25 protein-coding genes are annotated in these 24,853 nt (G+C 56.3%); 7 read left to right on the top strand and 18 right to left on the bottom strand.

The window, feature by feature from the left end; genetic code table 11:
• Nucleotides 1–121: 121 nt before the first annotated feature.
• Both LDN12_RS08880 and LDN12_RS08875 read right to left on the bottom strand, forming a co-directional pair.
• Nucleotides 122–889, bottom strand: a complete 768-nt coding sequence (locus LDN12_RS08880; protein ID WP_223922315.1) for a SagB/ThcOx family dehydrogenase — start codon at nt 887–889, stop codon at nt 122–124.
• A 22-nt stretch (nt 890–911) separates the two neighbouring features.
• Complete coding sequence (locus LDN12_RS08875; RefSeq protein WP_223922314.1) at nt 912–1,511, bottom strand: transglutaminase family protein; 600 nt, start codon at nt 1,509–1,511, stop codon at nt 912–914.
• A 268-nt stretch (nt 1,512–1,779) separates the two neighbouring features.
• Between LDN12_RS08875 and LDN12_RS08870 the strand changes: the two genes are divergently transcribed.
• From LDN12_RS08870 to LDN12_RS08860, 3 genes are all read left to right on the top strand, one after another.
• Nucleotides 1,780–2,424: a DUF3047 domain-containing protein gene (locus LDN12_RS08870; protein ID WP_223922313.1), complete on the top strand. Its 645-nt coding sequence runs from the start codon at nt 1,780–1,782 to the stop codon at nt 2,422–2,424.
• Between the two features lie 116 nt (nt 2,425–2,540).
• Entirely contained in the window at nt 2,541–2,768 is a 228-nt protein-coding gene (locus LDN12_RS08865) for a hypothetical protein (RefSeq protein WP_223922312.1), read from the top strand.
• Nucleotides 2,769–2,893: 125 nt separating this feature from the next.
• Nucleotides 2,894–4,663, top strand: coding sequence for a M3 family oligoendopeptidase (locus LDN12_RS08860; protein WP_223922311.1), 1,770 nt, complete (start codon nt 2,894–2,896; stop codon nt 4,661–4,663).
• A gap of 616 nt (nt 4,664–5,279) precedes the next feature.
• On the opposite strand, the gene LDN12_RS08855 is transcribed toward LDN12_RS08860, so the two are convergent.
• The 6 genes from LDN12_RS08855 to LDN12_RS08830 form a co-directional block, all read right to left on the bottom strand.
• Nucleotides 5,280–6,458: a methyl-accepting chemotaxis protein gene (locus LDN12_RS08855; protein WP_223922310.1), complete on the bottom strand. Its 1,179-nt coding sequence runs from the start codon at nt 6,456–6,458 to the stop codon at nt 5,280–5,282.
• 166 nt (nt 6,459–6,624) lie between these two features.
• Nucleotides 6,625–7,005, bottom strand: coding sequence for an HIT family protein (locus LDN12_RS08850; protein ID WP_223922309.1), 381 nt, complete (start codon nt 7,003–7,005; stop codon nt 6,625–6,627).
• A gap of 17 nt (nt 7,006–7,022) precedes the next feature.
• Nucleotides 7,023–9,143 (bottom strand): ATP-binding protein, encoded by a 2,121-nt coding sequence (locus LDN12_RS08845; RefSeq protein WP_223922308.1) that lies wholly within the window; start codon nt 9,141–9,143, stop codon nt 7,023–7,025.
• A complete protein-coding gene (locus LDN12_RS08840; protein ID WP_223922307.1) occupies nt 9,140–10,000 on the bottom strand; it encodes a substrate-binding domain-containing protein in 861 nt (286 codons plus the stop codon). The genes LDN12_RS08845 and LDN12_RS08840 overlap by 4 nt, the downstream gene beginning before the upstream one ends.
• Before the next feature lie 187 nt (nt 10,001–10,187).
• Complete coding sequence (locus tag LDN12_RS08835; protein ID WP_223922306.1) at nt 10,188–11,126, bottom strand: NADP-dependent oxidoreductase; 939 nt, start codon at nt 11,124–11,126, stop codon at nt 10,188–10,190.
• A gap of 65 nt (nt 11,127–11,191) precedes the next feature.
• Nucleotides 11,192–11,986, bottom strand: a complete 795-nt coding sequence (locus LDN12_RS08830; protein ID WP_223922305.1) for a dienelactone hydrolase family protein — start codon at nt 11,984–11,986, stop codon at nt 11,192–11,194.
• A 319-nt stretch (nt 11,987–12,305) separates the two neighbouring features.
• Here LDN12_RS08830 and LDN12_RS08825 point away from each other — a divergent pair, with 319 nt between their 5' ends.
• Both LDN12_RS08825 and LDN12_RS08820 read left to right on the top strand, forming a co-directional pair.
• Nucleotides 12,306–12,545, top strand: a complete 240-nt coding sequence (locus LDN12_RS08825; protein WP_223922304.1) for a PGPGW domain-containing protein — start codon at nt 12,306–12,308, stop codon at nt 12,543–12,545.
• A gap of 33 nt (nt 12,546–12,578) precedes the next feature.
• Nucleotides 12,579–13,517, top strand: coding sequence for a cation diffusion facilitator family transporter (locus LDN12_RS08820; protein WP_223922303.1), 939 nt, complete (start codon nt 12,579–12,581; stop codon nt 13,515–13,517).
• Between the two features lie 99 nt (nt 13,518–13,616).
• Here LDN12_RS08820 and LDN12_RS08815 read toward each other — a convergent pair whose 3' ends face one another.
• The 7 genes from LDN12_RS08815 to LDN12_RS08785 form a co-directional block, all read right to left on the bottom strand.
• Nucleotides 13,617–14,882, bottom strand: a complete 1,266-nt coding sequence (locus tag LDN12_RS08815) for a YbfB/YjiJ family MFS transporter (RefSeq protein ID WP_223922302.1) — start codon at nt 14,880–14,882, stop codon at nt 13,617–13,619.
• Between the two features lie 144 nt (nt 14,883–15,026).
• On the bottom strand, nt 15,027–15,353 hold the full coding sequence (locus tag LDN12_RS08810; protein ID WP_223922301.1) for a c-type cytochrome: 327 nt from the start codon (nt 15,351–15,353) through the stop codon (nt 15,027–15,029).
• Between the two features lie 198 nt (nt 15,354–15,551).
• On the bottom strand, nt 15,552–16,991 hold the full coding sequence (locus LDN12_RS08805) for a glyceraldehyde-3-phosphate dehydrogenase (RefSeq protein ID WP_223922300.1): 1,440 nt from the start codon (nt 16,989–16,991) through the stop codon (nt 15,552–15,554).
• Nucleotides 16,992–17,093: 102 nt separating this feature from the next.
• Nucleotides 17,094–17,354 (bottom strand): GIY-YIG nuclease family protein, encoded by a 261-nt coding sequence (locus tag LDN12_RS08800; protein ID WP_223922299.1) that lies wholly within the window; start codon nt 17,352–17,354, stop codon nt 17,094–17,096.
• 5 nt (nt 17,355–17,359) lie between these two features.
• The gene (locus LDN12_RS08795) at nt 17,360–17,542 is read right to left on the bottom strand and encodes a hypothetical protein (protein WP_223922298.1); all 183 of its coding nucleotides are present in this window, start codon (nt 17,540–17,542) and stop codon (nt 17,360–17,362) included.
• Entirely contained in the window at nt 17,533–18,852 is a 1,320-nt protein-coding gene (locus LDN12_RS08790; protein WP_223922297.1) for an Hsp70 family protein, read from the bottom strand. Before LDN12_RS08790 ends, LDN12_RS08795 begins: the two co-directional genes overlap by 10 nt.
• A gap of 207 nt (nt 18,853–19,059) precedes the next feature.
• Nucleotides 19,060–19,308, bottom strand: a complete 249-nt coding sequence (locus LDN12_RS08785; RefSeq protein ID WP_223922296.1) for a TIGR03905 family TSCPD domain-containing protein — start codon at nt 19,306–19,308, stop codon at nt 19,060–19,062.
• Nucleotides 19,309–19,488: 180 nt separating this feature from the next.
• On the opposite strand from LDN12_RS08785, the gene LDN12_RS08780 reads away from it, so the two are divergent.
• Entirely contained in the window at nt 19,489–19,653 is a 165-nt protein-coding gene (locus tag LDN12_RS08780; RefSeq protein ID WP_223922295.1) for a hypothetical protein, read from the top strand.
• 127 nt (nt 19,654–19,780) lie between these two features.
• Here LDN12_RS08780 and LDN12_RS08775 read toward each other — a convergent pair whose 3' ends face one another.
• Nucleotides 19,781–22,318: a bifunctional aconitate hydratase 2/2-methylisocitrate dehydratase gene (locus LDN12_RS08775; protein ID WP_223922294.1), complete on the bottom strand. Its 2,538-nt coding sequence runs from the start codon at nt 22,316–22,318 to the stop codon at nt 19,781–19,783.
• Nucleotides 22,319–22,742: 424 nt separating this feature from the next.
• On the opposite strand from LDN12_RS08775, the gene LDN12_RS08770 reads away from it, so the two are divergent.
• A complete protein-coding gene (locus tag LDN12_RS08770) occupies nt 22,743–23,360 on the top strand; it encodes a DUF2269 family protein (RefSeq protein ID WP_223922293.1) in 618 nt (205 codons plus the stop codon).
• Here the strand turns inward: LDN12_RS08770 and amrB are convergent, their stop codons facing one another.
• Nucleotides 23,361–24,164 carry an AmmeMemoRadiSam system protein B gene (gene amrB / locus LDN12_RS08765; protein ID WP_223922292.1) on the bottom strand — a complete coding sequence of 268 codons (804 nt, stop codon included), beginning with the start codon at nt 24,162–24,164 and terminating at the stop codon, nt 23,361–23,363.
• 30 nt (nt 24,165–24,194) lie between these two features.
• A complete protein-coding gene (gene scpB / locus LDN12_RS08760; RefSeq protein ID WP_223922291.1) occupies nt 24,195–24,803 on the bottom strand; it encodes an SMC-Scp complex subunit ScpB in 609 nt (202 codons plus the stop codon).
• Nucleotides 24,804–24,853 lie beyond the last annotated feature (50 nt).

Raw genomic sequence — 24,853 nt, 5'->3', positions numbered from 1 at the left:
ATCATTATTGTTTTCTACATGACAAGCGCACAAATTTCAACGTTATTCCAGAATGTTAAAAAGTAAACCATCATTTATATAATCACAATAACCAGCTAACAACGGTACATCATGCGAATACTCAAGCAATAATCTTCCCAACCGGGGCCAAATAGATTGCGAATTCTTCGTCCCCATCCACCCCCAGCAAACCATCGGCCAAGGCCTGGTTGTACGCAGCTATGGCGCAGGTGCCGGCTCCGATAGCTTCGCATGCCAGGTAGAGGTTCTGGCAGACATGCCCGGCATCCAGGGCAATTACCTTGTAGGATGCTTCTGCATAACGCCATTCGGTCCGGGAGGGGATGGCTGTCCAGATGAACGTGACGGCTGCCTGTCCGGCAAAGCTCTGTCCTCGGGCGGCTGCCGTCAGATGGGCCGACAGGTTATCGATTTCTTTTTCGAAAATAATCGAATGATCCAGCGGCAGGTATCGGTAGATACCGATATCGAGACCTTCGACCCTCAACACGGCGAGATAGGTTTCAAAAGGGTGGCGACAGCCGGCGGAAGGAACGGTGCGCAGGACAGCCGCTTCGTGGATTACCGTCCGGACGCCCTGGGTGGCCCACAGGAGGAAGGAAAGTTCATCCAATGTCAGGGACTCTGCCGTAAATCGGCGATGGCTCCGGCGGTCGGCAATGGCGGTTTGCAGGTCGCATGGCTGAATGGACCATGTTTCCCGATCCGGCAGTTTGATTATGTTCTGGTCCTCAGACGCCGGTTTCTGTGCCGGCGGCGGGTCCGAACCCTCGGATTGCGGGGTTACCCAAAAGTTAACCACTTCCCGTATCCGGTCGGTCAGAAGATATCTGCCGATCTCTCTGGTAATGTGCGGAGTTTTTTTCACCGTCCCCCATCCTTCAAGGCAATCACAGGCATTGGGGCAGATCCGGCCACAGTTCGTTCATGGTCGTGTACCTTTTCAGCGTGGCGACCACACTGTCCACCGGAGCCGCAAAAATAGCCTCGTAGATGAATTCATCGGCCTCGGGGTCCATGGCAAAGGCAAGTTGCTCTTGTTCGATGCTGAATTGGGCGTTGATCCCCTTGGTGTTGCCCCGGCTATCGACCCGAATCCATTTATCGAGAGTAGCGAGGTAGACGGCATTAAAACCGTGGAGGACCGGTTCATTATCCACAGGCGGGTCCAGCCGCAAAACCTGGTAGCAGAAACCGGCCGGGATATTGACCGCCCGGAGCAAGGCGGCCAGGAGGTGGCTTTTGGCAAAACAGATCCCGGTGCCGTGATGGAGCACCTCGCTCGCCGTGCAGGTCACAATGTCCAGGCCGGCATCATTGGTATGGGAAATGGTATCTCTCACCCATTCGTACAGACAACGGGCCTTGGCAACCTCATCCGACAGTGACTGCGTAAGTTCCAGAGCCTTCCGCCGGACAGCCGGAGTTTCCCAATCAATAATCGTGTCGGAAACCAGATAGTCGTTTAAATCATCCGATTCAGGGTACATACGATCCTCGTTCGATATTCAGTTTGTGTGGGGAACAACATCGCGGCCGCTGGCGCGATCTCAACCACACCAGTGTGTTATGACTACAGCTTGCCCAGACATACTTATATACTTTAACTGCCTCTCAATAGAAACATTTTGTATTGTTGTGCAATTTTTCAGGCAAATTTATTGTAGTATAAACATGCACCGTGTTGTTGACATTGCAATTTTCCAGCCCATAGCAAAATTGGTGTTGTGATCTCTGTGACATCAGGGAGAAACAAAAATGGCGGGAAGAATTCTGTTGTTGATACTGGTTGGATTCTGCGCCACCGCCCAGGCAAACGAGTATCGTGTCAGCGCCTTTTCCTCTGAAGGGTTGCGCGGTTGGGAAACCAAGACCTTCAAGGGGTCCACTGACTATTCGCTGGTGCGGGACGATGGCCGGACCGTTGTCAGGGCCTTCAGCAAAGGTACGGCATCGGGACTGTTCAAGAAGATGAAGCTCGATCCCCAAAGCTTTCGCTACCTGCGCTGGTCGTGGAAGATTGCCGACATTGTGAAAAACGGCGATGAAACGACCAAGGCCGGGGACGATTATGCGGCGCGGGTGTATGTGGTCTTTCCGGGCCGTTTTTTCTGGCAGACCAGGGCTATCAACTATATCTGGGCCAACCGCCTGCCCAAGGGAGGCGCCATTCCCAATGCCTTCACCTCCCATGCCATGATGCTGGCCGTGGAATCGGGCTCGGAACGGGCCGGACAATGGCTGACCGAGGAACGGGACATCCTGGCCGACTACCGCCGTCTGTTCGGAGACGAACCTCACGAGATCGGCGCCATTGCCGTCATGACCGATACGGACAACACAGGCGGCGAAGCCACTGCCTGGTATGGGGCGATCACGCTCTCGACCAGCAAATCGCCCTGATGTTCTGTGCGGTCGGTTTGCCGCACAGAACAGCGACAGGGAAAACCCTGGCGCCTGCTTGCCCATTATGGCAATATATAGCACCCGATTCCGGGAATACGAACGAGGAAAATTGCATGCCTAAAAGAACTCTTATGCGATTGATGATCGTCTGTCTTTGTCTGGTTGCTCCAGGATGCACCTATCGGTCATGGTACGCGGGATTCCAGGAGCAGCAACGGCAGGAATGCTACAAAAACCTGAACCCGGCTGATACCCAGAGATGCCTCGACAAGGCAAACAGCATGACCTATGACCAGTACAAAGCAGAGCGCGAGCAGGCAATTGAAAAATCCAGACAGTAACCGCGCGGCCTGACAACCCGTGGAACGCCGGCCCGCCTTGACGCTTCATCCGCCTCGTAGTACTCTTCTTCCGACACGCGCGGAAAGTGTGTCCTATTCCCATCAAACAACGGAGATAATCATTCATGTCCCAAACCGATCTGACTTGGAACACCGCCCTGCTCTACCCTTCACCGGATTCGCCCGAGCTTGAGGCCGACCTGGCCTCCTTCGGCAGCTTGGCCGCTACGTTCCGCGAACGTTACTTCGAGAAGCTGGCAGGCCTGGACAGCGCCGCCATCCTGTCCGCCGTGCAGGAATACGAGGCCTTGCAGGTGCGTATGGCCAAACCGTTCTGCTATGCACACCTGCTGTTTGCCGCGGATTCGGCCGACGAAGCCAACCGCGCCCTGGCACAGCGCTGTTCCGAGCTTGGTAGCGGTCTGTCCCAGCAACTGTTGTTCTTTGACCTGGAGTTGATGCACCTGGACGACCGGAGCTTTGAAGCGCTCTGCAACCTGCCGGAAGCGGCGCCGTACGTTCATTTCCTGGCCGGCATCCGCAAATTCCGTCCCTACAGCCTCAAGGAAAACGAGGAGCGGCTCCTGACCCGCAAGGACCTGACCGGTGTGAACGCCTTCACCAAACTGTTCGACGAATTGTCGGCATCCTTCAGCTACCGTATGGAGCTGGACGGCGAGGAACGGGATTTCACCGGAGAGGAATTGCTCTCGTTGCTGCACCACCCGTCGGCCGACGTCCGTTTCCGAGCCCAGACCACCTTCCTGGAACGCCACGCCGAGCACGGCATCGTCTTCAATTCGGTATTCAACAACATGGCTCTCGACCATGGCCAGGAGATGGAGCTGCGTGGCTATGCAACGCCGATCCAGCCCACCAACATCGGCAACGAGATCCCGGATGAGGCGGTGGAGCATCTGATGCACGTGACCGAGGCCAACTACGGCCTTGCCCAGGATTATTTCCGCCTCAAGGCCAAGATGCTCGGCATGGACAAGATCCGCAACTGCGACATGTACGCCCCGGTGGCCGAGTCGGAGAAGCAGTATGGCTTTGACGAGGCCCGGGACCTGGTAGTCTCATCCTACAGCCAATACGACCCGGATTTCGGCCGTATAGTCGGGGCCTTCTTCGATGAGCGCCGCGTGGACGTGCTGCCGCGCGCCGGCAAATCGGGAGGCGCCTTTGCCATGGGGGTTTCGCCGCAGATCCCACCGTTTCTGTTACTCAACTATACCGGCACCCTGCGCGATCTGGCCACCATCGCCCATGAGGCGGGCCACGGTCTGCACTTTGTCCTGGCCCAGAAGCAGAACATGCTCAACTACCACGCCCCGCTGCCGTTGGCCGAAACCGCGTCGGTTTTCGGCGAAATGCTGCTGACCCGCATGTTGCTTGAAAACGAAACCGATCCGGCGGTGCGCAAATCATTGTTGTGCGCCAAGATCGAGGACATCATCGCCACCACTTTCCGTCAAACCGTGCTGACCCGTTTCGAACTGCGCCTGCACAACGAGCGGCAGGCCGGATTGCTGTCCAATGACCGCATTGCCGGGATCTGGCTGGAGGAGAATGGCAAACTGTTCGGAGATGCCGTGGAACCGATCCCGGCCTACCGTTGGGGGTGGAGCTATATCAGCCATTTTATTCACAGCCGCTTTTACTGTTATTCCTACACCTTTGCCGAACTGCTGGTTCTGGCGTTGTTCCAGAAATACCGTGAAGAAGGTGAAGGCTTTAAGCCGGGCTATCGCCGCCTGCTGGAATCGGGCGGAGCTTTGTCGCCGGCAGACACAGCCCGTCTGGCTGGGATCGACATCACAGCCGAGGATTTCTGGCAGAAAGGTTATGATTTTCTTAAAGGCTTGATTGAGGAATTACAGGAAATCGTCTGACTCATCGGCACATGTGCCCACTTTTACGAGAAAAGCCCTCCGAATTTTCCGGTGGGCTTTTCTCGTAAAAGTAAAAGCAATTTTTTATAACTCCGTTATCATTGACTCCTATTTCAGTGGTGCGTGGCGTAATACCGATAAATCTGCACCCCCAATACCGCAACCATTAAACCCGCTAGACACATCAGAAATATCAGCATACGTAACACCTCCTTGTGTTTTTTAAATATCCTGAAATTATAATAACACCATTTTATTTTATTTTAAACATAAACTATTGATTGGTAAAAGCAAACACAGATCCTCATATTCTGGTTACCGATTTGCTTGACGAAAGATAAAATCCAGGTGAACAAGGAAACCCACTTGTAGATTGATAGCCCTCTCCCCGACCACAGCGCTGAGAAGGCGACCGCTAAAACGTCGTGAACAGGAGAATGCTCAGTGAGACAAGCGAGTTATGGCTTAGGGTTTATGAACGCTGCCGGCCGGCAACGCTCACAGGGAGTGAAAAGCTGTATGAATCCGAATGAAGGGAGGCAAGAAAGGTACGGGGACAGAGGAAACGAGGAGACCACACCCTGGTGGATCAGCCCGTGGTGGCTTTAAAGACCTGTTACACGCGGAATTTGCTCGCCATTGCCCGCAGATCGACAGCCGAATCCGTTAGGCCGGAGGCTGCCTGATCCGTTTCCCTGGTGCCACGGGAAACGTTGTCGATGACATCGCTGATCGCACGTATATTATTTCTGACGCCGGCAGTGGTGGCTGACTGTTCCTCGATTGCGGTTGCAATCTGGGCAACACTGTCGGTCAAAATTTCAATGTGAGACTTGATGTCCGTTATTGCCTGACTGGAGAGCTGGACTCCCTGCTCACCGTTTTTGACGCTCCGCGAACTCTGTCCCATGGACTCGACGACGTTTTTCACGTCGCTCTGCAGAACTGCTATGATCTTATGGATTTGCTGTGTCGCTGTTGTTGTGCGCACCGCAAGGCTTCTTACCTCGTCCGCCACGACGGCGAACCCGCGCCCCTGCTCACCGGCACGAGCCGCTTCAATGGCTGCGTTCAACGCCAGCAGGTTGGTCTGATCTGCAATATCCTCGATGGTTCCCACGATCTCGCCGATCTGATGGGAATTATTACCCAGCGACTCGACCGCCAGGGTCGTATCGCTGACCAGCGTGCCGATCTCAACCATCATCCGGGACATGGCGTCAATGGTCCGTTCGCCATCCATCGTGGATTCCTTCGTCTCCGTCGCCTTACTGGACATTAGCTGGCAATTCCGGGCAATATCGGAGCTGACCGACGTGAGATCTTCGACGGCGTGCACGACTGAAGCCGACTGTTCCACCGCCTGTTCGGCGCCGGCCGCCATGCCTTCGGAGGTCTGGCGCAGATCGCCGGCGGCCTTGGTCAGACCTTCAGATGTTGACTGGATGGCAGAGATCATCGAACGCATGTTTTGCTGTAACTCGGCTATTGTTTTGATTATAAGGCTGATTTCATTGTTACGCTTGGCGACGATATTCTGGGACAGGTCGCCGTTGGCCATGGTCTGAAGGTGCGCGATCACCCGGTTGATCGAACTTCCGATCCCCATGATGTTCAGCATGCCGAAAAAAGCGCCCAGGATTATGAAAAGCCCCAACGAACCCCATCGAACCGCCCCTGAATCGGTACGGGCCAAAATGGTCAATGCGATCATACAGATGCTGTAGCAGAAACAGAGCAGTGCAATTCGCATCTTGATGGAGAGGCGGTAATAGTACTCCTGAAGTGCTTGCATAGCGTTATCTCTCTATAGTTGTGATTTTGGTAATGTTTACACACAAATCAAACAATATTCAATAACAATTCCAGTGCATTAAAATAAATTTACCTTTATGTAAGTATATGCTAAATATGAATAAATGTATGTATGGGACAGATATCGGATACGGTTGTTACCTAAGTCATGTTCGCCTCGTCTCGAGATAATCAAAATGCTTGTTGCCAAGTTCGATTCCTTCGCGACGCGGGATCAGGTGGATATGGGCGTGCAGTATGGATTGACCGGCGACAGGGCCACAGTTTATGCCTATGTTGAAACCTTGCACCGTAGAATCGTAGCGCATGATCTGCTCCCTGAGCGCAATCAGCAACCGTTGCGCGTCGGAGCGTTCTTCGTCGGTCATGCTGAAATAGTCCAGGGTGTGGCGATAGGGCACGACGAGCAAGTGACCTTGAGTCACCGGATAAAGATCCTCAACGGCAAAGACGGTTCCCAGCTCCATCAGCACGCGGTGATGTATTGCGTCGGAACAAAATACGCACTTCCTGGCAAATCCCCACATGCTTTCCCCCTTTGGAACTATCCGTTTTCCCCATCAAGAACTTCGCGGACTCTGGACAGCAACACATTCCGTGTCAACGGCTTTTGCAAAAAATGTACCCCATCCTCCGGTAATCCGCTCCGAAGGATATCGTTATCCGAGTAGCCACTGATAAAAATAATCTTGATATCCGGTTGTTTTTCCTTGATTTTTTGGTACGCGTTCCAACCGCCCATCTTCGGCATAACCACATCCATGAGCAGCAAGCCGATCCTTTCGGAATGCATTCCAAACTTGGCTACGGCATCCTCGCCATCATTGGCCGAAATGACGGCATAACCACTCTCGGTCAGTATGCTTGAGACCAGAGCCCTTACCAAGGCGTCGTCTTCAGCCACCAGGACAGCCTCGGAACCCGGCGGATTGTCCGCAGGAAGGGTACAAACGCCCTGCTCTTCATCTTCCGCGAGGCACATATCCTGTGCAATCGGCAAAAATACAGAGAAGACAGTTCCCTCACCTTCCTTGCTCTGCACGGTGATAAATCCGTTGTGTTGTTTGATAATGCCATGCACGATCGACAGCCCCAGGCCAGTCCCCTTGCCGATTTCCTTGGAGGTAAAAAACGGCTCGAATATCTTGGTCAGAATTTGCTTCTCGATTCCAGGACCGGTGTCGGTAACGGAGAAAAGAGCGTGGGTTCCTGGCAGGCCGTAACCATGGGTTGCGACGAAGTTGCCATCCAGTTCCTCTTTCGACAACTTGATAGTAATGCGACCGCCATTGGGCATGGCATCGCGGGCGTTGGACACCAGATTCATGATCACTTGCTCGACGTTACTGCTGTCCGCGCGGACATAATATTTCCCGGCACCATATTCCGTTTCGAGCATGATATCTTCGCCGATTATCTGGCGCAAAAATTCTTCCATATTTTTGATGATGCCGGCCAGGTCGACCAGCCGCGGGTTTAAAATCTGTTTTCTACCGAATGCGAGCAGGGAGCCCGTCAGTTGTACACCCCGGTTTGCCGCGGAAAGGATGCTGTCCAGTCTGTACAGGGCCGCATCCCGGTCCTGCAGGTTGTCCTTGAGCATGGTTGCATAGCCAATGATTACCGTCAGCAGGTTGCTGAAATCGTGGGCAACGCCGCCGGCAATCTGTCCCATCGCATCCATTTTCTGGGAATGGCGCAACTGTTCTTCAAGCGATTTTCTGTCGTTTATATCCTCAAAAATAGCGATGTAATTGGTGGTAGCCCGGCTCTGAACGCTGATGGGAAAGATGGTGGCATATTCCCAAACAAAGCCTTTGTTGCAATGCGTGCTGAATAATTCACCCTGCCAGACGTTACCGGATACCACTGTTTCCCAAATATTCTGAAAATTATTGCCCGGTCCGGCGTTTGTCTTTAATTCATACAATTTCTTGCCAATTACGTCATCCTCGGAACAGTCCATCATCTCAATGAACTTGGGGTTGGCAAACTCGATAATACCGTCCGTATCCATGATAACGACCGAAGATGGGCTTTGTTGGATGATTGCCGACATCTTGAAGAGCAGATTTTCAGCGTGAATGCGCTCATCAAATTCGTAACGGAGGTGTTCATTGGTCTCAGCCAACTGTTGCTCTCTCACGTCAAGAAAACTTTGCGTTTGCACGAGCGCCCGGTAAGGGAGTATGCGGAAAGCAAGAAAGATGAGTGCACCCAAAAACGTCGAAGCGACACTTACCAGAGCCGTCTTTGCCAGTAGATGACTCAATGAACGAGTAATCTCGAACTGTGCCACAACCGCGCCTGCGTCGAAGATATTCCTTCGCAGCGAGATAACCGGCGAAGACAAGGTGTCCGCGTTTTCCGCAATGACCTTGCCCTTCGGATCAATGATACGCCGTATCTCGATTACCCCGGCAGCGGTGCGCCGTTGAAGCAACTCGGCAAGCCTGGTTTGTTCGAACATCCACATGCCGGGATTCGCCATCACCATATCTGTGGCCGCGCGGGCATTCATGTCGGCCTGCGTCTCCATGCTGCCACGCAGATATTCATAGGAAATGGCGAAATAGCCCGCCGGTATCAGGAACGCAATGATGACGGCCATGGTCCCGGCGAACAGGGCAGTGGTACGGCGTATAGTACGGGTTTTCTGTCTCACGGCCCGTCTTTTGGGCCGGCAACAACCAGTACTCCGGTTTTTCCGGCAATGACGCGTCCCTGCCGAGAATAGACAAAAGCCAGAAATTTTTGGACAGCAGGCGACGGATGGGCGGCAGTAATGAAATTGATCTGTTTGACGAGCGGATAGTTCCCGCGTGAGAGCGATTGCAGGGAGCCCTTGACTCCATTAAGCTTCAGGATGTTAAGCGGCTGTTTGCCGGAAATGATCGAAACCAGTGCCGAGGTCCCGATTGCGCCTGGCGTCCTTGAGACGGTTTCATCCGACTCCGGATCGGTCGCGGCATACATAACCCCTGCCAGCGACCGGCTTTTGTTGAGGGCTTCGTTTACGCCGGGAGACAGCCCCCGCAGAATCCGGCTGTCAACATCCTCCCAAGGGCGCAGCACCACTCTGATCCGCTCTCCGTTAGGCCATTGTCGCAACCTGCCGGCATAGATATCTTCCAGTTCCCTGGTGGTGATATTCTTTTTGGGGACTGACTTTTCGGTCACCGCCAGAAGTGGTGTTTTGCCGAACCTGTGGAACTGAAGACCTTTTGCGCCTTGTTCAGGGGTAAGAGGCTTGCTGCTCACAACGACATCAAGCACACCGGCGAGAAGGGCCTGAACGGCGCCGGCACTACCCAGGGCTTTTCCTGTTTCGACATGGACCTCGCGATGTTGTTCGGTGTAGGCATCCGCCAGTAATCTGGCCATGCCGAGCGGCCCCCCCGAGCCATTCATTCGGATGATTTCCATGGCGTGGGACTGACTTGCAACAGCTGTCACGGCACAGGCCACCACGAGTATCATCCTGAAGAAACCGGTTATCAGCCTGCCAGCGACGTTGCCCATAGCCCCCACCCGTACCGTTTTCGAGGTATGTCTTTCTATGTTCCATAAATATCATTAATTTTTACGATAATGTCAATGTATAGGTAAATGGGGTGTTATGACATCGAGGCGGGCGGTAACACGGTCAAACCGACCTTTTTGCCGAGGGCGGTTTGACCGTGCCATAGGATGATATTAAGAGTAGGGGTTACAGAACCTTGAGAACGATCTTGCCCCGAGCGTGGCCGTTCCGGCTAAGCTCCTGAGCGCGGCGGGCTTCGGCAAGCGGCAGCACCGACTCCACCATGACCCTGATCTTTCCCGAATCCACAAGCTTGGCGATCTCCGCCAACTCCGCCGCATCGGGCTGAATGAATACAAACTCGGGGCGCACGCCATGTGCCACCGCTTCCTCCTGGGAAGGGGGGCTGACAATGGAAACCATGACGCCTCCCGGCTTCACTACCTTCCAGGAGCGCGCCTGGGTCTCGCCGCCTATGGTGTCGAATACCACGTCAACATCCCGCACCCGGTCCTCAAAGCGCACATTCTGATACGCAATGACCTCGTCGGCACCCAGGTCAAGCAGGTAATCGTGATTGCGTTCGGAGGCGGTGGCAATGACATGGGCGCCCTTCCATTTCGCCAACTGCACGGCATAGGTTCCCACCCCTCCGGCCGCCCCGTGGATGAGTATCGTCTGCCCGGCAGAGAGATGAGCTGCGGAAAAAAGTGACTTGCTCGCCGTCAGACCGGCAAGGGGAATGGCAGCCGCGTGCAGGTGGTCGATGGTTTTTGGTTTGAAGGCCGCCTCAGTTTCCCTGATCACGATGAATTCGGCATATGCTCCGTCCCGCGCGAGATCAGGCCGGCTGAACACCTCGTCCCCCACTTGGAAGCGAATCACCTCCGGACCTACCGCCTCCACCGTGCCGGACACATCCCAGCCCATGATCAATGGCAGGCGACTGTCGAGCATGTCCTTGAGGTACCCCTCGCGGATCTTCCAATCCACGGGGTTGACCGCGGCGGCGTGGACGCGGACCAGGATTTCGTCCTTTCCCGGCTGCGGACGTGGCGCATCTTCATGCACGAGCACCTCCGGTCCGCCATATGCGTGAATGCGCACGGCTTTCATGGTTTCCATAACCTCTCACCTCCTGCTAAAAAGAATACCCACCTCTTTCCTTGATTATTCGGCAGTATGGCAAATCATCGCGCCGGAGCCTGCGTGAAAATTTCCGCGAAAAACTGCTTCATCGCCTCCCAGGAACGCTTATCTGCTTTCTCGTTGTAGGCGGCACCTTTACTGTTGTCGTTTCCGGCATCCGGGTTGGTGAAACTGTGCACCGCATTGGCGTAGGTTATGAACTGCCAATCCACCTTGGCGGCACTCAACTCCTGCTTGAAGGCGGCTCTCTCATCCGCTTTCACAAAGGGGTCGTCGGCGCCCTGTAGCGCCAGGACTTTTGCCTTGATGTTCTTCGCATCCTCCGGCTTGGGCGTAGCAAGACCGCCGTGAAAGCTGACGACGCCTTTCAGGTCGGCGCCATCGCGGGCCAACTCCAGCACGGTAGTGCCGCCAAAACAATACCCGATGGCGGCAAGGCGATGCCGGTCAACAAACTTCTGCCCTTTCAAGACTTCCAGCCCAGCCCTGGCACGGGCGCGCATCAAAGGTCGGTCATCTTTATAGATGGCAGCCACCCTGGCGGCATCGGCAGGCGTTGCGGGGCGCACCCCTTTGCCGTAGATGTCGGCCGCAAAGGCAACATACCCCAGTTTTGCCAGCATCTCGGCCCGCTTCTTCACATAGGGGCCAAGCCCGGTCCATTCATGCACCACCAGCACCCCAGGGCGCTTGCCGGTCTTGGCGTCGTCCCATGCCAGATACCCCTCCAGCACGGCATCTCCTTGTTTATACTCAATGACCTTGGTCTTGACGGCAGCCTCGGCAGAGGCCGCCCAACAACTGAGGGCCGCTGCAACCATGATAAGTCTCAACATGGCATCCTCCTTAATTACGCCGATTCTTGACGTTGTTGTATAGTATATACCCTGCGGCGGCGGGGTCAATTGATGCGCCCCCCTATCTTGACAACAGAGCCGACCATGCGGTAAGGTGGTGCAATCCTGGTGTTCTCACGACCTGATATGAAAACAGTCTCCCTCACATTCATTATCTTGTATCTCCTGTTGCCGATTGCATGCCTCACGCTCTCTGTCCCGGCATATAGGGAAGCAGGCGACATTTCTTTGCCCCCGACCAACTGACCAGCCGAATAACGCCCCGTACACCATGATGCAGACAGCGGATTGAATCACCATGTATAATTGGTCACTCAAAAAACTGAGGCGGGTGGTTGTGGCGGTTATCGGCATGACGGTCCTCATCATCGGTATTGCCATGATCGTTCTGCCTGGTCCGGCCATCGTCGTTATTCCGGCCGCGCTGGGTATCCTCGCCACCGAGTTTGCCTGGGCCCGCAGGCTATTGCACCGTGTGCGGGAAAAGATCGAGCGCGCCGCCAACAACCGGAAAAACAGTAATCAACCAAAACCGTGATGAAAAAATCATGATGACCGCCGGAGCACCGCAATGATCCAATCACCCGAAGTCCTGGCTGCGAAAAACAAAGCCGCGACCCTGTCCATAGCCTCCAATACGATACTGATCATACTGAAGCTGGCAGTCGGCGTTATGATGCAGTCGGTCAGCGTTCTCTCCGAAGCGGTGCATTCAGCCATCGACCTGGTGGCCGCCCTTATCGCCTGGTTCTCGGTCAGGGAGTCGGGCAAACCTGCCGACGATGTTCACCGTTTCGGCCACGGCAAGATCGAGAACGTTGCCGGGACCATCGAGGCCGCCCTGATCTTCGGTGCGGCTTTCTATATTATCCGGGAGGCGGTGCACAAGCTGCAAACGGGTACGGTGGAGATCGGGAGCCTGGGAATAGGTGCGACGGTCATGGCACTGTCCGCCCTGGCAAACTACCTGGTTTCCCGACATCTGCTGAGCGTCGCGTCCAGGACCGATTCGGTGGCGCTGGAAGCCGATGCCCTGCACCTGAGAACGGATGTGTACACCTCTGTCGGCGTACTTGGTGGGCTGGTAGCCATAAAGCTCACCGGCATCGCCATGCTTGACCCGATTGTTGCCATAGTTGTGGCGTTCATGATCATGAAGGCTGCCTGGGATCTCACCAAAACAGCTTTCTTCCATATCCTCGACGTCAAGTTGCCCGACGACGAGGAGGCACTGATCCATGATGCGATGAAACGCTACACAAACCGTTTCATCGAATATCACAAACTGCGCACCCGCAAATCCGGTCATATCCGCCATATCGACATGCATCTGGTTGTTCCGAAGCAGATGACCGTCGAAGCCGGACATACGCTTACCCACCAGATCACGGCGGACATTGAGAAATGCCTGCCCTACAGCCATATCCTGGTACACATCGAGCCTTGTCCCGGCGGGTGTGAGAGATGCGCCGTGGAATGCCCGAAGGTCGGCGGTCTTTCAATGGCATAATACTGTGGGGTACACGCCCTCCCCCGCCGGACGCACGAAGCATGGTACAACGCTCGCTGATGGAAGATGAGGGCGATGTGTTGAACGATAGGGTCGAGATCAGGCGTGGACGGGTCGGGGAAGAAAAAGGGCCAGAATTGAGGCCGCTGCGGTGATCAGGGCTGCCAGCAGGTAGGCGCCGGCAAAGGCGCCGGTGGCCTTGGCGATTATCCCGGCCAGGGCCGGGCCAAGGGTCTGCCCCGCAGCGAAGAAGATGGTGATGGTGGCAAAAGCGCCTGCGGCGCGCGACGGCCCCAGGTAATCCCCCACGGCGGCAGCCATGATGGCCGGTATGGCGAAGACCGCCAGCCCATACAGGACGATGGAGATCGTCAGCCCCACACTGCCCGGTTTGAGCCCGGCCAAGAGATAGGCGGCGCTCTGGACGGCAAAGACCAATGCCAAGCCGTAGCGGCGGCCGATGCGGTCGGAGAGGGCACCGAACAGCACCCCGGAAAAGAAGCTGAAGAAACCGGCCCACGACCAGTAGTGACCTGCCTTGGCTTCGCTAAAGCCATACTCCCGCACCATGGTGGTGACGATAAAGGTGCCGTAGACCATGAACGTAGCGCCGAAGGCCAGGTAAAGCACACCCAGGCGTACCAACAGGGCTCCGTCGCCGCGCCGCTCGTGGGGAATAAGCTGCTCGGGAGAGGGGGGCAGACTGCGGCCCATTGGTTCCAGGCCGACATCGGCGGGATGGCTGCGTACCAGCCAGCCAGCCAGAATACTCACCACCAGGGCGACAGAACCCAGCACCAGCCACCCAGCCCGCCACCCCTCGGCCCCGAAAACGCGATTGAGATAGGGAATCAGAAAACCGGCCAGCATGATTGCCGCTCCGTTACCCGCGATCATCAGCCCGGCGGCCGTGCCGCGCCGGTCGCTGCGGAACCAATGGTTAATCAAGACCATGGTCGGGATGTTGGCAAAGCCGGTTCCCACGCCTGCCAGGAGGTAGAGTGCGAACGGTGCGATGAAACCGCTGGAGCGGCCAATGGCCAGCAGCGCCAGGGTGATCGGCATCAGCCCGGCGCAGATCATGACCCGCGGCCCGAAGCGCCTGATGAGACGGGGCGCCAAGACCACCGACAGCAGATACCCGCAGAAATTGCCGGTACCGATGAAACCCATGCGGTCGTAGGAGAGTCCCAATCCGGCCTGCATGGAAGGGAGCAACATAGTGTAGGCATAGCGTGCCAAGCCGATGCAGGCGAAAATGATGAGAAAACCGACGGCGACGATCACCCATCCGTAATGGAACGGGACGACTGGAGTTGTTGTCCCGTTCCCGGGGCGCGCGGCTTTCCCTTGTTGGCTTGGCATGCCGCAAAGGTAGCGGCGCCAGAGGAGTTAGTCAACCCTTAAACAACGTCTCACGTCTCCTCAAAAACAATGTTACACGACCAGGGGAACGGCAGCAGAGTGACCGTTCCCCTGTATTTTCAGCATTCAACTGTACAGATTCCGTTACTTGAAGGTTTTCAGAACATATTCGGCAATGGCCTTTGCTTCCTTGTCAGGCATTTCCTTTTTGTCGAATTTGGTCATGCCGGGTCCGGGGTTACGTATCTTTGCCACAATGTTCTTCCAGCTCTTGATGCCGTTTTTTGCAAGAGCCTCCTTCCCCAGTGGCTTGGCCTTATTGATGATATTTCCACCCCCAGGGTGGCACACGGCGCAGTGCTTGTCGAATTCCGCCTTGGCATTAATCTTTCCCCCCTCCATATCTGCCTGTGCGCTGAAGGCAAGGGCTCCGAACGTGAACAATGTGGCTGTTACGATAGTCTTTTTCATAAGGTTGTGCCTCCTGGTTGATTGCCTGACGTGTCAGGTTTTACGTGTACATCAGAGACGATAGCACAATAAATGTATATCTCAAGCCTTGCGAAGAAAACGCGAATACTTTCCCATTTACAACGCCTTTAAACACAAGGGGGCAGGCCATTTTCGGCCTACCCCCTTGTCTGTCCTGCAAAGCCAACATCAATCAAATCAGCACGGCAGTGTCGGCAGCTCCACGCCGGCCATCTTCTGTACCATGCGGACCACTTGGCAACTGTAGCCGAACTCGTTGTCGTACCATACATAGAGGACGCATCGGTGCCCCTCGGCGATGGTGGCCAGAGAGTCCACCACCCCGGCATGGCGTGAGCCGACAAGGTCGCTGGAGACCACTTCCGGGGAATTGGTGTAGTCTATCTGGTTCTGCAACGGCGAGTCCAGCGAGATACCGCGCAGGTAGTCGTTGATCTCCTCCACGGTGACCTTCTGACTCAGCTCCAGGTTGAGGATGGCCAGCGAGACGTTAGGGGTCGGTACGCGGATGGCATTGCCGGTCAGTTTGCCGGCCAGTTCGGGAATGACCTTGGCGACCGCCTTGGCGGCCCCGGTCTCGGTGATGACCATGTTCAGAGGGGCACTGCGTCCGCGACGCGAGGCCTTGTGGTAGTTGTCGATCAGGTTCTGGTCGTTGGTGTAGGAGTGGCAGGTCTCCATGTGGCCATGCACAATGCCGAAGCGGTCGTTAATGGCCTTCATCACCGGCACGATGGCGTTGGTGGTGCAACTGGCGGCGGAGAAGATGCGCTCCTGCGGGGTGATCAGTTCGTTGTTGACCCCGGCCACCACGTTGGGGATGTCGCCTTTGCCCGGCGCAGTGAGGATTACCTTGTCGATGCCGGGGGACTTGAGATGGCGGGACAACCCTTCCCGGTCGCGCCACTTGCCGGTATTGTCGATCAGGATTGCGTTGGTGATGCCGTACTGGGTGTAGTCCACCGACTCGGGCGCGTCGGAATAGATGATGCGGATCATATTGCCGTTGGCGATAATGGCGTTCTCTTCCTCATCCACGGTGATAATGCCGTTGAATTGGCCGTGGATGGAATCGCGGCGCAACAGGCTGGCGCGCTTGACAAGATCGTCGCTGCTCCCCTTGCGCACCACCGCCGCCCGCAGGCGCAGCTTCTCGCCGCTGCCGGCCTTGTCGATCAGGATGCGGGCCAGCAGCCGTCCGATGCGGCCGAAGCCGTAGAGCACGATGTCCTGGGGCTCGGCCAGAAGCGAGGTCCTGCCGGTATTGACGGAGGCAAGTTCCTGGACCACAAAGGCGTCCACCGGCATACCCGAAGCGAGAAAGCGCACGGTGAGCTTGCCGAGGTCGATGCGGGCGGGGGCCAGGTCGAGTTTGGCAATAGCCTCAAGGACCGGCTGGGTGTCCAGTACCGTCAGTTCACCGTCCAGGATGAGCCGGGCAAAGCGGTGGGCCTTGAGCAGGTCGATGACCGTACCGTGCACCAATGAGCGGCCATAGACGGTCAGCACGATATTTTTTTCGCGGTAGAGCCGGCCGATGACCGGCAACATGCCTTCGGCGACAGCTTCCTGCCGCTGCCATTCCTTGAGATGAATTTCGGGTTTTTGTCGATTCATGGATGAGCACCTTTGCTGGTTGAGATAGACTACGGAAAAACGCCCGCACAAGCACGGGCAAGGTTATTTTACGACATCAGGCATGCAGCCTCAAGCATTTCGTTACAGGGTAATCGCGGTCTGCCCGGAAATCAGGACCAATTTTTCAGTCCGATCCATGGCCTTGATCCGGGCCTCGCGGCTGGTGGCGGAAGCACGGTTGTGGTTATGTTCCAGATAGACCACTCGTAGCGGTTGCCGCCCCCGAAAATATTTGGCGCCCTTCCCCTCCGCGTGCTGGCGGAACCTCCGCTCCATATCCGTAGTGACCCCGGTGTAGAGGGAGTTGTCGGAGCAGAGGATGATGTAGACGTGCCATTCCACAAGTCTTAGGGCTTGATATATGCGTTCAGGCCGATGGTCACCGGCTTGCCGTCCACGTGGGCGGTAGTGACGGCGTTGCCGCGGGTGCTGGCCACCACCAGGGTTTTTCCCGAGGCCGACCGGGTCGGTTTCTCCAGATCGATCTCGATACAAAGCTTGTTGTCTTTGATTTCAACCGTCATTGCCATGATGTGCCCCTTTCGTTTTTTGTGGGGGCTGCAACGGAGCCGGCAAAGAGCGGCACGCTGGACCCCAACCCATGAACGACGCTGGTAAAGGCATCCCTGTTGTCCAATTTGCCCCGGCCGAACCGCTCGGCAAACAACGTCTGGATGCGGGGAATCCGCGAGGTGCCTCCGGTCAGAAAGACCGTATCCATCTGGGCCGGCGTAAGCCCGGACCGTGCCACGACCTCGTCGATGCAGTCAGCAATCTGCCGGATATTTTCCGCATTGATCGCTTCAAACTCCACCTTGCCGATCTCCTCGCCGATACAGAGATCGCGCTCTCGGAAGCTGATCATGGCATGTTCCCGTTCGGAAAGCTCGCATTTGGCCTTTTCAATGGCCTGGAACAGGAAAAAACCGTAATTGTCGCTGATGATATTTTCCAGGTGTTCAATGGCCCGGCGGTCGTCGGTGGTAGCCTTGATCACCCGGATGTGTTCCCTGGTCTTGCGCGACCGCAACAGCGGGATGCGATGCCACTGGCAGAGGGTATAGACAATGCTCTTGGGGACACTCACCCACTCGTCCTTACCCATGGTCTTGTAGCGGGCATAACGACCGAAATGGTGCGCCACCTTGTCCCACATGATCTGGGAATCGAACTTGTCACCGGCCACGTAGACGCCCCCCAGGGAGAGCACGTCGCTACGCCGGTCGGAACGGGCAAAGGCCCCCCCCTTGACGCGGATCACCGAAAAATCCGATGTGCCGCCGCCGAAATCGCCGATGAACACGATCCGCTCCTGCCCGGCCCGCAAGGTCTCTTCAAAGGCCAGCGCCGCAGCAACCGGTTCGAACTGGAACCAGATGTTCTTGAAACCGGCCTTGCGGGCAGCCTTTTCCAGACGTTGCTCGGCCACGGCGTCCTTCTCCGGATCTGCGGAAAACACCACCGGCCGTCCCAGGACAACGCTTTCCACGGGGCACCCCACATGCGCCTCACCCCGGGCCTTGATCTTCCTCAAGATGATCGCCACCAGGTCATCAATGGCATAGCGTCTGCCGAATACCTCGGTGCTGTCGAAACTGGTGTTCGGCAGAAAGGTCTTGATGGACTGCATAAAGCGCCCGCTGGCCCCGTCGCCCACATACTGGCGAATGGCCTCCTGCCCGGCATAAATCTCGTGTTCCTCGTTAAAGTAGAGCACCGAACGCATCAATTCCCCGCTACGGTCGTTGCCGTCCACGGCAATCACCTCAACAGAACCGTTCCGGTAGACCGAAAGTGCTGAATTGGTGGTGCCGAAATCGATACCGAATACGATCTGCACTGACAAACTCCTCGCCGTCAAACATCAACCTCACCCGTCAAGTTGCGGGGGGTACGCACATTACGCCATCAGCTTTTCAGCTTCAAGCAATTTTACGGGGCACCAGGAAGAAAAGGGCAAAGGGGGCGTTGATCGCAGGGGTATAAGGGGATGACTATTGCGCACCAACTTATTGTACAGTCCAACAACGCGTTAGCGTTTCCGCCATTATTTCATATGTGCGGATGTTTCCAGGGCCCGGGCCAGTTGGTCGGGGCACGACGTGTCCCCCTGGCAGGCGATCCCCTTCAGACGCCGCACGACTTCCGCCACCGGCATCTCTTTGACCAGGGCCGTCAATGCCTGGGTATTGCCGGAGCAGCCGCCGACGAAATCGGCACTCACGAGAATGCCGGCTTCCATCTCAATATCGATCCGTTTACTACAGGTGCCAACCGTTTCATAGCTGAATTTCATTGCTGCACATCTCCTGACATAGGTTTAGATGTTCATTTATAGCACAGTGCGTTCGGCACGTCACGCTCGCCACGCGTTTAGCCCTTTGCGCTTCTGCCGATGGTGTGCTATCACTAGTCGGCGTGTCATTCCATCAACAAGCGGCTGCACGGCAATCCGGCCGCCGCACCGGCGGACCACATGAATAAACTCGGCGTGACCATTCTCCTTGCCTTTGTCCTTGGCGTAGTCGCCTTTGGAACCTGGCAACTCTTTGCGGGCAACCTGGGAGCGTCCTTTTCTACCTTCCCTTTTCTGCTTGTCACCTACCTGTTCGTCCTGAGGCTCCGGCGGCGCGGGGAATGAGTTTCAATTGCTCCGGCGCCAAGGTTACATGGCACCGGAAGAAACAACACCCCCCGTCCCGGCAAGCCGGAACGGGGGGTCATAGTATGCCATCAGCCTTTCAGCCTCAAGCATTTCCTCTCAAAATCTACTTGTATTCCGGCATCTCGTCGAACTGCAGATACTTATAGATCTTCTCCTTGTTCGGCTCAATCTTCTCCTTGTAAACCTTCATATACTCGGCCGGCGTGGGCAGCTTACCCATGAGCGCCGTTACCGCGCCCAACTCGGCGGAACCGAGATAGACCTTGGCGCCGTTGCCGATACGGTCATCGAAGTTGCGGGTCGAGGTGGAGAACATGTTGACGCCGTCGGGTACGCGGGCCTGGTTGCCCATGCAGAGCGAGCAGCCGGCGATCTCGATACGGGCGCCGAAGGCGCTGTACACCGAGAAGTAGGCTTCGTCCTTAAGCTGGGCCTGGTCCATGCGGGTCGGCGGGCAGATCCAGGTGCGGACATCCGGGTTGAACTTGCTGCCGCGCCAGATCTCGGCGGCGGCGCGGAAGTGGCCGATGTTGGTCATGCAGGAACCGAGGAACACGTCCTGGATCTTGGTCCCCTTGACCTGGGAGAGCAGTTTGACGTCATCAGGATCGTTCGGACAGGCCAGGATCGGCTCCTTGATGTCCGCCAGGTTGATCTCGATCACGGCTGCGTATTCGGCACCCTTGTCGGCCTTCAACAGGCTCGGCTTCTTGAGCCATGCCTCTACCGCCTTGATGCGGTTTTGCAGGGTTTTCTTGTCCGAATAGCCGTCGGCGATCATCTTCTTCATCAGGGCCACGTTGGACTTGAGGTAGGTGGCTACCGACTTCTCGGAGAGCTGAATGCAACCTGCGGCGGCCGAACGCTCGGCGGCAGCGTCGGTCAGTTCGAAGGCCTGCTCCACGGTCAGGTCGGGCAGACCCTCCATCTCCAGGATGCGGCCGTTGAAGATGTTGACCTTGTTTTTCTTGGGCACGGTCAGAAGACCTTGCTTGATAGCCCAGTAGGGGATAGCGTTCACGGCGTCACGCAGGGTGATGCCGGGGTTGAATTTGCCTTTGAAACGCACCAGGACCGATTCGGGCATGTCCAGGGGCATGAAGCCCATGGCGCCGGCAAAGGCCACCAGGCCGGAACCGGCCGGGAAGGAGATACCGATGGGGAAACGGGTATGGGAATCGCCGCCGGTGCCGACGGTATCGGGCGTCAACAGGCGGTTCAGCCAGGAGTGAATGACGCCGTCGCCGGGACGCAGGGCCACGCCGCCACGCTCGGAGATGAAGCCGGGCAGGTTCTTGTGCATCTTGACGTCGGCCGGCTTGGGGTAAGCGGCGGTGTGGCAGAAGGACTGCATGAACATGGGTGCCTGGAACTTGAGGCAGGCCAGTTCTTTCAACTCGTCGGCGGTCATGGGCCCGGTGGTGTCCTGGGAACCGACGGTGGTCATCTTGGGCTCGCAGGCGGTGCCGGGCAGGATGCCGGTGACGCCGCAGGCGACACCGACCATCTTCTGCGCCAGGGAGAAGGCCTGCTTGGCCTTGGGCTTGGGATTCACCGGCAGGGTGAATACCGTGGTCGGCTTGAGGCCTAAGGCTTTACGGGCCTTGTCGGTAACGGCGCGACCGATGATCAGCGGGATGCGGCCGCCAGCGCGGAATTCGTCGGGTACGGTGTTGGGAGCTATGGTCAGTTTGGAGAGAACCTTCTTACCCTTCTCATCGGTGATGACCCCCTTCTTGGTGTCGATCACGATCACGTCGCCGGTCTTCATGCCGGTCACGTCGGCCTTGAGCGGCAGGGCGCCGGAGTCCTGGGCGGTATTAAAGAAGATCGGGGCGATGACGCCGCCGATGATCACACCGGCGGTTTTCTTGTTGGGTACGCAGGGGATCTCTTCACCGATGGCCCACAATACACTGTTGCAGGCCGACTTGCGGGAGGAACCGGTACCGACCACGTCGCCAACGAAGGCGACCTGATAGCCTTCCTTGCGGAACTTGGCGATGGTGGCAAGTCCGTCCTTGAAGCGGGTCTTGCCCATGGCCAGGGCGTGCAGCGGGATATCGGGGCGGCTCCAGGCGTCACCGGCCGGTGAGAAGTCGTCGGTGTTGATCTCGCCGTCCACTTTGTAGACCTTGACCTTGATGGTCTCGGGTACGCCCTTGCGGCTGGTGAACCACTCGGCGTCGGCCCAGGATTTGAGCACCTTGGCGGCTGCGGCATTTTTGGCCTTGGCCAGGGCTGCCACCTCGTCGAAGGCGTCATACACCAGGGTGATATGGGAGAGTGCCGTAGCGGCGGCGTCGGCCAGTTTCTTGTCTTTCAGGGCCGCTACCAGCGGAGCCACGTTATAACCACCGATCATGGTGCCCAGCAACTTGATGGCGGCTACCTGGTCGATCAGGGGGGACTTTTTCTTGCCGCTGACGATCTCGGCCAGGAATTCGGCCTTGACTTTGGCAGCAGGGTCAACGCCTGGGGAAACGCGGTTGGTGATCAGGTCCAGCAGGAATTTTTCCTTGCCCTTGGGGGGTTTGACCAACAATTTGCACAGCTCGGCGGTCTGCTCGGGCGTGAGCGGCAACGCGGGGATTCCCTGGGCCGCCCGTTCCTTTTCATGGGCTAAATAGGCTTCGATCATCTGACATCCTCCTTTGGGATATATATACTGCGGTCGGTTTTGCCTTAGCAAACAGGTTTCACTCGTTAAAATGCATACTGTATACACTTCAAATTGGCCACTGTCAATGAGTTACAGCTTGGCAACCACATCAAAACACAATGTGTCATCAGTGTCACACAAACCAAAACAAACACCTTAATACCCCGGATTTACGGCCTATCCTTCCGTCAAAACACCCCTTACACTTGGCAACAAGAACATTTGTGAGCCACAAAAGACACATCATAATGAAAACACAATACCCGAAAGGCGTAAAATAATACAATCAAAACAAGTCGTTATACCGTAAACCGTAGTGGCTGAATCTGGGCACCTTCCTTGCTCACAATATAGGTAGAACGGCACATAGATTGTTATCCCAGGGAAGGAACACACTGAATTGATGCAACTCCTGTTCGCCCACAAGATGAAACTTCTCCTAAAGACCCTTCACACCTTTGCTTCATGTGCCTGGGTCGGCGGCGTGTCGGCAGTCCTGATAATCCTGAACAATGATCGCCGAACCATCAACGGTGATGAACTCTTTGCTTTTCATTCCGCCATAACAATCATCGACGACATGCTTATAGGCCCGGGTGCCGCCGTGTCGCTGCTAAGTGGCGCGCTGCTGTGCCTGACATCCAAGTGGGGGTTTTTCAGACATTGCTGGGTTGTGGTCAAGTGGATCGGGACCCTGATCGCTATTTATGTCGGGGTAGCCTATCTCAACCCCTGGATGAGGGAGCTGGCTCACTTTTCGGACATTCTTCGCGACAACACAACACAGAATATCGATTATCTGCAACTGTTCCACAAGGGTATCGTTGCGGTTTACCTGCAGATTGCCGCACTATTCCTGCTGGTCATCGTATCCATCTTCAAACCGGATCCCGATTTGCTGCCAAGCGAACACGAGTTACGGCATACCATACTTCGCGGCAACCTGAAAAAGGCCATACGTCTGCGTGGCAGGATCGCGAGCAGCTTACGGCGTTCCCTGGGCGCGAATCAACCGTCCTGATTACCACACCGAAACAGCCGCATACCCCACCACCTGGCTATTATCGCCGGTAATGCCGCCACTGTTCCCATAGGCAGTGAGTTCTGCCTGTGCAGCCCCCAGTTCCCGGCTCGCCACCAGCATGACCGCCGCCGGCACAACCCCGCACATGGTAATGCGTTCACTGCGGCAGATTTTCAGCAGTCCCTCGGGATCAAAAGCCAAAATCCTTGCCAAAGCCTGCTCGTCCTTACGCCGGGCCGAGTCGGCCGACTCGTAATGGGTCATGTCGGAACTGGCCACGATCAGAACCTCCCCGCCATAGCTGCGTATCGCTGCGGCAATCCCCTTGCCGATCTCCTGCACTGCATCAAAATCACCGTGACCGAGACAAAGTGCGGCGATGGTTGCATCGGAGCGCAGATATTGAATAAAGGGAATTTGCACCTCAAGGGAGTGCTCGAAACGGTGGGCACTGCTGTCCAACTCCACAAAGGGGACGTACTGCTGAAGCAGTGCAGTGAGGCGGGGATTAATGGTGATCGGCCCGAGAGGAGTCAGCCATTCCCCCTCCGGGTAGAGGGCGGCCGCCGCGCCGGCCCCATGGTGATTTGGGCCAATGATCAACACGGTGGGGGGTATGACTATCCGGCCATAGACCGTGCCGGCAATGGCGCCGGAATAGACGTAGCCCGCATGGGGCGCGACGATCCCCAGGGCTAGCCGTTTTTCCGGAACGGACGGAACCAGTTCGGACAAGGCGGTTCGAAGCTGCTCCCGCGTACCGGGGTAGAACTGTCCCGCAACTGCTGCCTGTCGTTGCATGGCACACCTCCTGCCGTGTTCAGGTATCTGTCATTCCGGTTCGTCAAAGGGAAGCGAACTGTCAGCCGGAGGTGCGGCGTCCGGTTCCAGGGGCAATTCCTCCTGACGTTCAAACTGGGGCGTCTCACCAAGGGCCTGAATCTCACGCAAAGTAGGTAAACTTTTCAAATCTTTAAGTCCAAAAACCTCAAGAAATTCTTTAGAGGTCCCATAGATCAGCGGCCGGCCGGGAATATCCTTTTTACCCAGGATCTTGACCAGTTTCTTTTCCAGAAGCGACTTGAGCACGCCGCCGCAATCAACACCGCGCAGGTGCTCTATCTCGGCGCGGGTTATGGGCTGGCGGTAGGCGATGATGGCCAGAGACTCCAAAGCCGATTGGGAGAATTTGGCCGCCTTGGTCTTCACGTGCCGGACCACGTATTCCTGCAATACCGGATTGGTTCTGAACTGCCAGCCACCGGCCACCTCGGCAAGTCCGAATCCCCCTCCCCGCTCCTCGTGGAATTCGACCAGGCCGGTTAAGGCGGCCTTGATGGCAGTGCGTTCGTACTCGGGCAGCATCTCGCAGAGCCGGTCAAGGGACAGGGCCGAATCGGCGGCAAAGATGATGCTTTCGATGATTGCAGGCAAAGACATGGTCAAACCTTAAAACGGGCGTTGGGCTACAGAACCAGGGAGACGTCGAG

This window comes from Geobacter sp. AOG2, from assembly GCF_019972295.1.
Classification (GTDB): Bacteria; Desulfobacterota; Desulfuromonadia; order Geobacterales; family Pseudopelobacteraceae; genus Oryzomonas.
Note: the sequence above shows the minus strand (reverse complement) of the source record. Positions and strands in the feature narration are given on the sequence as shown.

Excerpts from the sequence above, each read along its gene's own strand:
- LDN12_RS08875 (WP_223922314.1), bottom strand. The coding sequence starts at position 1,511 with ATGTACCCTGAATCGGATGATTTAAACGACTATCTGGTTTCCGACACG.
- LDN12_RS08870 (WP_223922313.1), top strand. The coding sequence starts at position 1,780 with ATGGCGGGAAGAATTCTGTTGTTGATACTGGTTGGATTCTGCGCCACC.
- LDN12_RS08865 (WP_223922312.1), top strand. The coding sequence starts at position 2,541 with ATGCCTAAAAGAACTCTTATGCGATTGATGATCGTCTGTCTTTGTCTG.
- LDN12_RS08860 (WP_223922311.1), top strand. The coding sequence starts at position 2,894 with ATGTCCCAAACCGATCTGACTTGGAACACCGCCCTGCTCTACCCTTCA.
- LDN12_RS08855 (WP_223922310.1), bottom strand. The coding sequence starts at position 6,458 with ATGCAAGCACTTCAGGAGTACTATTACCGCCTCTCCATCAAGATGCGA.
- LDN12_RS08850 (WP_223922309.1), bottom strand. The coding sequence starts at position 7,005 with ATGTGGGGATTTGCCAGGAAGTGCGTATTTTGTTCCGACGCAATACAT.
- LDN12_RS08840 (WP_223922307.1), bottom strand. The coding sequence starts at position 10,000 with ATGGGCAACGTCGCTGGCAGGCTGATAACCGGTTTCTTCAGGATGATA.
- LDN12_RS08835 (WP_223922306.1), bottom strand. The coding sequence starts at position 11,126 with ATGGAAACCATGAAAGCCGTGCGCATTCACGCATATGGCGGACCGGAG.
- LDN12_RS08830 (WP_223922305.1), bottom strand. The coding sequence starts at position 11,986 with ATGTTGAGACTTATCATGGTTGCAGCGGCCCTCAGTTGTTGGGCGGCC.
- LDN12_RS08825 (WP_223922304.1), top strand. The coding sequence starts at position 12,306 with ATGTATAATTGGTCACTCAAAAAACTGAGGCGGGTGGTTGTGGCGGTT.
- LDN12_RS08820 (WP_223922303.1), top strand. The coding sequence starts at position 12,579 with ATGATCCAATCACCCGAAGTCCTGGCTGCGAAAAACAAAGCCGCGACC.
- LDN12_RS08815 (WP_223922302.1), bottom strand. The coding sequence starts at position 14,882 with ATGCCAAGCCAACAAGGGAAAGCCGCGCGCCCCGGGAACGGGACAACA.
- LDN12_RS08810 (WP_223922301.1), bottom strand. The coding sequence starts at position 15,353 with ATGAAAAAGACTATCGTAACAGCCACATTGTTCACGTTCGGAGCCCTT.
- LDN12_RS08805 (WP_223922300.1), bottom strand. The coding sequence starts at position 16,991 with ATGAATCGACAAAAACCCGAAATTCATCTCAAGGAATGGCAGCGGCAG.
- LDN12_RS08795 (WP_223922298.1), bottom strand. The coding sequence starts at position 17,542 with ATGGCAATGACGGTTGAAATCAAAGACAACAAGCTTTGTATCGAGATC.
- LDN12_RS08785 (WP_223922296.1), bottom strand. The coding sequence starts at position 19,308 with ATGAAATTCAGCTATGAAACGGTTGGCACCTGTAGTAAACGGATCGAT.
- LDN12_RS08780 (WP_223922295.1), top strand. The coding sequence starts at position 19,489 with ATGAATAAACTCGGCGTGACCATTCTCCTTGCCTTTGTCCTTGGCGTA.
- LDN12_RS08775 (WP_223922294.1), bottom strand. The coding sequence starts at position 22,318 with ATGATCGAAGCCTATTTAGCCCATGAAAAGGAACGGGCGGCCCAGGGA.
- LDN12_RS08770 (WP_223922293.1), top strand. The coding sequence starts at position 22,743 with ATGCAACTCCTGTTCGCCCACAAGATGAAACTTCTCCTAAAGACCCTT.
- amrB (WP_223922292.1), bottom strand. The coding sequence starts at position 24,164 with ATGCAACGACAGGCAGCAGTTGCGGGACAGTTCTACCCCGGTACGCGG.
- scpB (WP_223922291.1), bottom strand. The coding sequence starts at position 24,803 with ATGTCTTTGCCTGCAATCATCGAAAGCATCATCTTTGCCGCCGATTCG.